2 protein-coding genes are annotated in these 10,088 nt (G+C 62.7%); both read left to right on the plus strand.

Translation table 11 applies throughout. The features are described from left to right. Nucleotides 1-770, plus strand: a 770-nt coding sequence (locus AACY02_RS25475) for a phosphopantetheine-binding protein (RefSeq protein WP_339434296.1), incomplete at its 5' end; no start/stop codon positions are given. Beyond that, nucleotides 770-10,088 (plus strand): amino acid adenylation domain-containing protein (locus AACY02_RS25480; protein WP_339434297.1); only part of this gene is annotated, 9,319 nt, incomplete at its 3' end. The genes AACY02_RS25475 and AACY02_RS25480, both read left to right, overlap by 1 nt.

Genomic DNA, 10,088 nt, shown 5'->3' on the forward strand with positions numbered 1-10,088 from the left:
TGGGCCGCGCGGCGATGACCGCTGAACGCTTCGTACCCAACCCGCTCGCCGACAATGGCGAGCGGATGTACCGCACCGGCGACCTGATCCGCGAGCGTGAAGCGGGCGAACTGGAGTACATGGGCCGCATCGACCATCAGGTGAAGATTCGTGGATTGCGCATCGAGTTGGGGGAGATCGAGGCGCGATTGCTCGCCCAACCGGCCGTCACCGAAGCGGCGGTGCTGGCCGTCGAAGGTGAGGCTGGCGCGCAACTGGTGGCCTATGTGGTCGCCCCGCCACTGGATCTGTGCGACGGCCAAGCGCAGCGGCTCCTGCGCGACGGACTAAAGACTGGCCTCAAGTCTTCGTTACCTGACTACATGATTCCCGCGCACCTGCTGTTCCTTGAGCAGTTGCCACTGACCCCCAACGGCAAACTCGACCGCAAGGCCTTGCCAGCGGTCGATGCCAGCCAGATGCAGGCCGCGTATGTCGCGCCGCACAGTGAGCTTGAGCAGCGGGTCGCGGCGATCTGGCAGCAAGTGCTCGACGTGCAACGCATCGGCCTGAACGATCACTTCTTCGAACTGGGCGGGCACTCGCTGCTGGCGGTCAACGTGGTGTCGCGCATGGCTCTCGAACTGGGCCTGACGCTGACCCCGCAACTGTTATTCCAGCACCCCGTCCTGAGCGACTTTGTCGCTCACCTCGATACAGGAGGCGGGGCAATCAACGAACAGAAACTGAGCAAGCTGGAAGCCCTGCTTGACGATATGGAGGAAGTCTGATGGACAAGAGTGTTGCTTTGAGGGTAGCCAAGCGCTTTATCACTCTGCCGCTGGACAAACGTAAGCTGTACCTGGAAAAGATGCTCGAAGAGGGCGTCTCTGCGGCCAACCTGCCGATCCCGGAGACACGTTCCGGGTTTGCGGCGATTCCTCTGTCGTATGCCCAGGAACGTCAATTGTTCCTCTGGCAAATGGACCCGCACAGCACCGCGTATCACATCCCCAGCGCCCTGCGCCTCAAGGGGCGGCTGGAGGTGGCGGCGCTGGAACGCAGTTTCAATGCCGTGGCCGCGCGTCACGAAAGTTTGCGCACGACCTTCGCCGAGCAGGGCGAAACCTTCTGCCAGGTGATTCATCCGCAACTGCCGCTGAACATCAGTCTGGTTCCGCTGCCCGAAGGTCTTGATGCCGCCGGTGAAGAGGCTGCGATCAAGGCGTTCGTCGAAAGCGAAACCGCACGCCCGTTCAACCTGCAACAGGGCCCGCTCCTGCGCGTGGCGCTGCTGAAAGTGGCGCAGGACGATCATGTGCTGGTGCTGATCCAGCACCACATCATCTCCGATGGCTGGTCGATCAAAGTGCTGGTCAATGAGCTGATCCAGCATTACGCCGCCGACACCCGCGGGCAGCCCTTGACGCTGCCGGCGCTGGACGTGCAATACGCCGACTACGCGATCTGGCAGCGTCACTGGCTGGAAGCGGGCGAGCGTGAGCGGCAACTGGCTTATTGGATCAAGACGCTGGACGGCGAGCAGCCGGTGTTGGAGTTGCCCATCGATTTCCCCCGCCCGGCGGTGCAAAGCCTGCGCGGTGCGCGCCTTGAGCTGGACTTGCCGGCGGATCTCGGCGACGCCCTGAAACATCTGGCCCAGCGCGAAGGTGCGAGCCTGTTCATGGTGTTGCTGGCGTCGTTCCAGGCCTTGCTGCATCGCTACAGCGGCCAGGCGCAGATTCGCGTCGGTGTGCCTGCGGCCAACCGTAACCGCGTCGAGACGGAGGGCCTGATCGGCTTTTTCGTCAACACTCAGGTATTGAATGCCGAGGTGAACGGGCAACTACCGTTCAACCGCTTGCTGGCGCAGGTCAAGCAAGCGGCGATGGATGCTCAGGCGCATCAGGATCTGCCGTTCGAGCAATTGATCGAAGCGCTGCAACCGGAGCGCAGCCTGAGCCACAGCCCGGTGTTCCAGGTGATGTTCAACCACCAGACCCGCCGTGATCAGCAGCGTGGCGCGGTGCAACTGCCGCAGTTGAGTGTCGAGGATGTGCAGTGGGAAGGGCGCACCGCGCAGTTCGACCTGACCCTCAATACTTATGAATCCAGCGACGGTTTCGCCGCTGAGCTGACCTACGCCACTGACCTGTTCAAGCCTGAGACCGTCGAGCGCATTGCTCGTCACTGGCAGAACCTGCTGCGTGGCATCGTGGCCGCTCCGACCTGCCGCGTCGGCGAATTGCCGTTGTTGGACAGTACCGAACGCGATGTGCTGTTGCAGGACTGGGTACGCGTGGCCGATCACACCACGCAGGGCGGTTGCGTGCAGCAGGTGTTCGCGTTGCAGGCGCAACAAACCCCGCAAGCGACCGCGCTGATCATCGGCGCAGACGTGCTGAGCTATGGCGAACTGGATGCCCGGGCCAATCAACTGGCACACAAACTGATCGAGGCCGGGGTTGGCCCGGATCAACGGGTCGGCATCGCGGTCGAGCGCAGCGTCGAAATGATCGTCGGCCTGCTGGCGATCCTCAAGGCTGGCGGCGCTTATGTGCCGCTGGACCCGGCGTACCCGCAAGATCGTCTGGCCTACATGATCGAGGACAGTGGTTTGCAGTTGCTGCTGACCCAGTCGCACTTGCAGGCGCAGTTGCCGATCCCGGCGAACGTGCAGATGCTGTTGCTGGATCAGCCACACGGCTGGCTGGCGGCGTATCCTCAGACCGCGCCGGATGTTGCGGTCAACGGCGAACACCTGGCCTATACGATTTACACCTCTGGTTCCACCGGCAACCCCAAAGGCGTGATGGTGCGTCACGCGGCGCTGAGCAACTTTGTCGCGAGCATGATCAAGCAACCAGGGATCGCAGCCACTGATCGCATGCTGTCGCTGACCACGTTCTCGTTCGACATTTTCGGCCTGGAAATCTACGGCCCATTGCTGGCCGGCGCCGGCGTGGTGCTGACCGGCAAGGACGTGCATCAAGACCCGCAAGCGGTGCTCGAACTGATCGAGCGTCACGCCGTCAGTGTGCTGCAAGCCACGCCGTCGACCTGGCGCATGCTGCTGGACAACGAACACGCCGCGATCCTCAACGGCCGCACGTTCCTTTGTGGCGGTGAAGCGCTGCCGCAGGAACTGGCGCAGCGCATGCTGGCGCTGACGCCACGCGTGTGGAACCTCTATGGCCCGACCGAAACGACGATCTGGTCAGCACAACATGCACTGAGTGCGGACAACAGCCGTCCGTTCCTCGGCACGCCCATCGACAACACCGCGTTGTACATCCTCGGCAGTGACCTTGAGCTCAATCCGCTCGGCGCGCCGGGTGAATTGCTGATTGGCGGTGACGGTTTGGCCCGTGGTTATTTCCAGCGCCCAAGCCTCACCGCCGAACGTTTTGTGCCGGATCCTTTCGCGAAAAACGGTGCGCGTCTGTACCGCACCGGTGACCTGACGCGCTATCGCGCCGAGGGTGTGATCGAGTACATCGGGCGGATCGACCATCAGGTGAAAATCCGGGGTTTGCGTATCGAACTCGGTGAAATCGAAGCGCGTTTACTCGCGCTCGACAGCGTGCGCGAAACCGTCGTGGTCGCGCAGGACGGCCCGACCGGCCCACAACTGGTGGCCTACGTGGTGCCATCGGTCAATGATGTTTCGCAAACCGATTTGCGTGCCGCGCTCAAGGCCAGCCTCAAGGCTGAACTGCCGGAGTACATGGTACCGGCGCACCTGTTGTTCCTGGCGCAACTGCCGCTGACCCCCAACGGCAAAGTGGATCGCAAAGCCTTGCCGGCGCCCGACGCCAGCCAGTTGCAATCGACCTACAGCGCACCGCAAACCGCCACCCAGCACACCGTCGCCGAGATCTGGCAAGCGGTGCTGAAGCTGGATCGCGTGGGCCTTGGCGATAATTTCTTCGAACTGGGCGGCCACTCCTTGTTGGTCACTCAAGTGATCTCGCGGGTGCGTCAGGTACTGAACGTTCAGGTGCCGCTGCGCACGCTGTTCGAACACAGCACGCTGCAAGATTTTGTCGCCGCGCTCGGTATTGATCAGGCGACTTGGGAACCGCCGATTGTCGCGCTGCCGCGTCTGCAACCGTTGGCGCTTTCGTATGCTCAGGAGCGCCAGTGGTTCCTCTGGCAACTGGAGCCGACCAGCACCGCTTATCACGTCCCGGCCGCGCTGCGTCTGCGCGGTGAACTGGATCTGGTGGCGTTGCAGCGCAGCTTCGATTCTCTGATCGCCCGCCACGAAGCCCTGCGCACCTGCTTCGTCGAAGAGCAGGGCCAGACCCTGCAAGTGATTCAGGCCCACGGCACGCTGGATCTGCACGTTCAGGACGTTGCCGCCGATCTGGACGAGGCCGCGCTGCAAGCGCTGGTCGCCGAAGAAACCCTGCACCTGTTCAATCTTCAGCAAGGCCCGCTGCTGCGAGTCAAATTGCTGCGTCTTGCAGATGACGACCACGCACTGGTCATCACCTTGCACCACATCGTTTCCGATGGCTGGTCGATGACGGTCATGGTCGATGAACTGGTGGCGTTGTACGCCGCTTATAGCCAGGGGCAGGCGGTGCAATTGCCAGCGTTGGCGGTGCAATACGCCGACTACGCGGTGTGGCAAAAGCAGTGGATGGACGCCGGTGAACGCGAGCGTCAGTTGAACTACTGGACGGCGCAACTGGGCGATGGCGATCAGCCGCTGCTGGAGCTGCCGACCGACCGCCCACGTCCGCCTGAGCAAAGCTATCGCGGCGCCCGTCGTGATATCCCGCTGAGCCTGGAACTGGCGTCTGCGCTCAAGCAGGTTGCCCAGCGTGAAAACGTCACGCTGTTCACACTGTTGCTGGCCTCGTTCCAGACCTTGCTGCATCGCTACAGCGGTCAGGCCGACATCCGCGTCGGTGTGCCGGTGGCGAACCGCAACCGGGTCGAGACGGAAGGGCTGATCGGCTTCTTCGTCAACACCCAGGTGCTGAAAGCCGAATTCGACAGCCAGCAGACGTTCCGCAGCCTGCTGCAGCAAGTGAAAAGCACCGTGCTCGGCGCCCAGGCTCATCAGGATCTGCCGTTCGAGCAACTGGTCGATGCGCTGCAACCGGAGCGCAGTCTCAGCCACAGTCCGTTGTTCCAGGTGCTGCACAATCACCAGAGCCAGGCCCGTCAGGCACAGGGCGCCACGCGCTTGCCGAACATCGAGATCGAAGGCCTGAACTGGGCGTCGAACACTGCACAGTTCGACCTGACCCTGAACACCTTCGAATCCACCGACAACGTCTGGGCCGAGCTGACGTACGCCACCGATTTGTTCGACGCCGCGACCATCGCGCGTCTGGCGCAACACTGGACGAATCTGCTGCAAGGCATCGTCGCCGACAGCGGTCAGCGCATTGCCGAACTGCCGCTGCACGACGCAGCCGAACGCGCGGCGACCGTGCTGCAATGGAACCCGGCCGTGGCCGATTTCCCCAGCGAGCGGTGCCTGCATCAATTGATCGAAGTCCAGGCTGCGCGCGCCCCGCAAGCGATTGCCGTGACCTGCGGCGAACAGACGCTGACCTACGAGAAGCTCAACAGCCACGCCAATCAGATGGCCCGCCAATTGATCGCCAACGGTGTCGGCCCGGACGTGCGTGTCGGTCTGGCGGTTGAGCGCAGCCTCGACATGCTGGTCGGGCTGTTGGCGATCCTCAAGGCCGGGGGCGCTTACGTGCCGCTGGACCCCAGCTACCCGCAAGAACGCCTGAGTTACATGATCGGCGACAGCGGCATCGGCCTGCTGCTGACCCAAAGCCATCTGCTTGATCGTCTGCCGGTGCCGGACTCGGTCCGCAGTTTGATGCTCGATCAGGACCGCGACGCTCTCCAAGGCTACAGCGACAGCAACCCGCAGGTCAGCATGAGCCCGGACAACCTGGCTTACGTGATCTACACCTCCGGTTCGACCGGCCAGCCGAAGGGCACCTTGCTGGCGCATCGCAACGTGCTGCGCCTGTTCGAAGCCACCGATGCGTGGTTCGGTTTTGGTCCGACCGATGTCTGGAGCCTGTTCCATTCCTGCGCCTTCGATTTCTCGGTGTGGGAGATTTTCGGTGCGCTGCTGTACGGTGGCAAACTGGTGGTGGTGCCTTACGAGGTCAGCCGTGCGCCGGAAGATTTCTACGCTTTGCTCTGCCGCGAAGGCATCACCGTACTGAACCAGACGCCCTCGGCGTTCAAGCAATTGATGCAAGTGGCGTGCGCCCCGCAACACGCCGCGCTTCAGCCGTCGCTGCGTTACGTGGTGTTCGGCGGCGAGGCGCTGGAGGTCAAGAGCCTGCGCCCGTGGTTCGAACGCTTCGGCGATCAGGCGCCGCAAATGATCAACATGTACGGCATCACCGAAACCACCGTGCATGTGACTTACCGCCCATTGTCGATGGCCGATCTGCAAGGCGATGTCGGCAGCCCGATCGGCGAGCCGATTCCGGATTTGTCGTGGTATTTGCTCGACGGAGACCTGAACCCGGTCGCCAAAGGCTGTATCGGCGAGCTGTACATCGGGCGCGCCGGCCTGGCGCGGGGTTATCTGAACCGTGCCGATCTGACCAGCCTGCGTTTTATTCCCGATCCGTTTGCCGCTGACGGCGGGCGTCTGTACCGCACCGGTGACCTGGCGCGTTACCGCGCTGACGGCGTCGTCGAATACGTCGGTCGAATCGACCATCAGGTGAAGATTCGCGGGTTCCGTATCGAGCTGGGTGAAATCGAAGCGCAGTTGCTCGAACAAGCCGTCGTGCGCCAAGCCGTGGTGCTCGCGCAGCCGGGCCTCAGTGGTCAGCAACTGGTCGCCTGGCTGGTGCCGGACGATGTCGCGCTACTTGATGCCAGCCCGGCCGAGCAAGGCCTGTGGCGCGACCGTGTGCGTGCCGGGCTCAAGGCAAACCTGCCGGATCACATGATCCCGGCGCACCTGTTGCTGCTGGCGCAACTGCCATTGACCGCCAACGGCAAACTCAATCGCAGCGCCTTGCCGGCCCCGGACGCGAGTCAGGCGCAGCAGGCTTATCAGGCGCCCCAAAGCGAACTGGAGCAGCGCCTGGCGGCGATCTGGCAAGACGTGCTGAAGCTGCCGCGAGTGGGTCTCAACGACAACTTCTTTGAACTGGGCGGCGACTCGATCATCTCGATTCAGGTGGTCAGCCGTGCCCGTCAGGCCGGTATTCGTCTCAATCCCAAAGACCTGTTCCAGCACCAGACCGTGCAGCGTCTGGCGCTGGTCGCACAGTTGGGCGATGACTCGTCGACGATTGATCAACAGGCGGTGACCGGCGCGGCGGTACTGCTGCCGATCCAGCAGCAGTTTTTCGAAGACGAGATCCCTGAACGTCACCACTGGAATCAGTCGGTGCTGCTCCAACCGCGTCAGGCGCTGGACGCCGCCAAGGTCGAGCAAGTGCTGCGCGCGCTGGTGGCCCATCACGATGCCCTGCGCCTGAGTTTTTCGCAGCAGGATGGCGTGTGGCAGGCCGAACACCGAGCGGTGGAAGACTCATCGCAGAACCTGCTCTGGCAGGAGGACGTCGCCGATGCTGCTGCGCTGGAAGCCTTGGGCAACCGCGCCCAGCGCAGTCTCGACCTGCAAAACGGGCCGTTACTGCGCGCTGTGTTGGCAAATCTGGCCGACGGCACTCAGCGTTTGCAGTTGGTGATTCATCACTTGGCGGTGGACGGTGTGTCGTGGCGGATTGTGCTTGAAGACCTGCAAAACGCTTATCAGCAATTGCTCGATGATCAGCCGCTGAGCCTGCCATCGAAGACCAGCGCCTTCAAGGACTGGAGCGAGCACTTGCAGCGCTACGCCAACGGCCCGGCGTTGCAGGCAGAGCTGGCTTACTGGCGGGCCTGTCTGAGCGATGTCAGCACCGACCTGCCGTGCAAACGCGTGGACGCCGGTCAGCACAATCGACTGGCGCAGACTGTGCAGACCCGACTCGGCGCCGAGCTGACCCGGCAATTGCTGCAAGAAGCGCCGGCGGCGTATCGCACTCAGGTCAATGACCTGTTGCTGACGGCACTGGCGCGGGTCATCGGCCGTTGGAGCGGACAGGCGTCGACGCTGATTCAGCTCGAAGGCCATGGTCGCGAAGCGCTGTTTGACGGCGTCGATCTGACCCGCACCGTCGGCTGGTTCACCAGCCTGTTCCCGGTGTGCCTGACCCCGGCCGCGACAGCGGGTGAGTCAATCAAACAGATCAAGGAACAACTGCGCTCGATCCCCGACAGGGGCATTGGTTTCGGTGTGCTGCGCCACGTCGGTGACGCTCAGGCGCAGCAGAGCCTGCGTGCCTTGCCGAGCCCGCGTATCACCTTCAACTACCTTGGCCAGTTCGACGGCAGTTTCGAGGGCGATGACAGCGCATTGTTCGTGCCATCGCCGGACAACGCCGGCCTCGATCAAAGCCCGGACGCGCCGCTGGGCAACTGGCTGACCCTCAATGGTCAGGTGTATGGCGGCGAGTTGCGCGTGGGCTGGACCTTCAGCAGCGAACGCTTCGACAGTGCGGTGATCGAAGCACTGGCCGCCGATTACGCCGAAGAACTGGCCGCGTTGATCGGCCATTGCCTGACCCCGGGCGTCGAAGGTCTGACCCCGTCGGACTTCCCGTTGGCCGGCCTGACCCAGACGCAACTCGACGGCTTGCCATTGCCGGCGCAACAGATTGCCGATGTCTATCCGCTGTCGGCAATGCAGCAGGGCATGTTGTTTCACAGCCTTTACGAACAGGCCGCTGGCGATTACATCAATCAGGTTCGCCTCGACGTCGAAGGCCTTGATCCGCAACGCTTCCAGCAGGCCTGGCAAGCGGCGGTGGACAACCACGATATCCTGCGCACCTGTTTTGTCTGGCAGGGTGAGCTGGCGCGACCGGTGCAAGTGGTACACAAGCAACTGGACATGCCGTTCAGCGTGCTCGACTGGCGCGAGCATGGCGATGGCCAGGGCGAATTGAATGCACTGGCTGCTGCCGAGCAGGCGCAAGGTTTCGACCTGAGCCAAGGGCCGCTGCTGCGCATGGTCGTTGTGCGTCTGGATGACCAGCGCTGCCATTTGATCTACACCAACCATCACATCCTGATGGATGGCTGGAGCAACTCGCAGTTACTCGGCGAAGTGCTGCAACGCTACAGCGGCATTGCTCAGCCAGCGCTTGCCGGGCGTTATTGCGATTACATCGAGTGGTTACAGCGTCAGGACGTGCAGGCCAGCGAACATTACTGGACCGCGCAACTGGCTGACCTGGAAGCGCCAACACTGTTGGCGCAAGCACTTCAGGCGCAGCGTGGCGACGCTCCACGGGACGGTCATGGCGAGCACTTCTGTGTTGTCGATGCCCGGCAGACCCTACGACTGGGCGATTTCGCTCGCCAGCAAAAGGTCACGCTCAACACGCTGATTCAGGCGGCCTGGCTGCTGCTGTTGCAGCGCTTGACCGGCCAACAAAGCGTGGCGTTCGGTGCCACGGTGGCGGGGCGTCCGACTGAACTCAAAGGTGTCGAGCAGCAGATCGGCCTGTTCATCAACACCTTGCCGGTGATCGCCAGCCCCCACGCGCAATCGAGCGTGGGTGAGTGGTTGCAGAGCGTACAGGCGCAGAACCTTGCCCTGCGCGAGCATGAACACACGCCGTTGTTCGACATTCAACGTTGGGCCGCGCGCAACGGTGAAGCATTGTTTGACAACATTCTGGTGTTCGAGAACTACCCGGTGTCCGAGGCGCTGGAGCAGGGCGCGCCGCAGGAGTTGCGCTTTGGCGAGATCAACAATCACGAACAGACCAACTACCCGCTGACGCTGCTGGTGCATTTAAGCGACGAGTTGTCGATGCACTTCAGCTACCAGTGCGAGCGTTTCGCGGCGCACAGCGTGACGCAGTTGGGCGAGTACTTGCAGCGCCTGCTCGGGCAGATGAGCGAGTCGGGCGAGCGGTCGCTCAGTGAGTTGAACCTGATCGAAAGCGTCCCGAGCGTCGCTGCCGATTTCGCCACCGAGCTGTGCATTCATCAGGGCATCGCTCGTCAAGTCGTAGCGACGCCGGATGCGCTGGCGGTGA

Source organism: Pseudomonas sp. EA_65y_Pfl2_P78, from assembly GCF_963970495.1.
In the GTDB taxonomy this organism is placed as follows: domain Bacteria; phylum Pseudomonadota; class Gammaproteobacteria; order Pseudomonadales; family Pseudomonadaceae; genus Aquipseudomonas; species Aquipseudomonas baetica_A.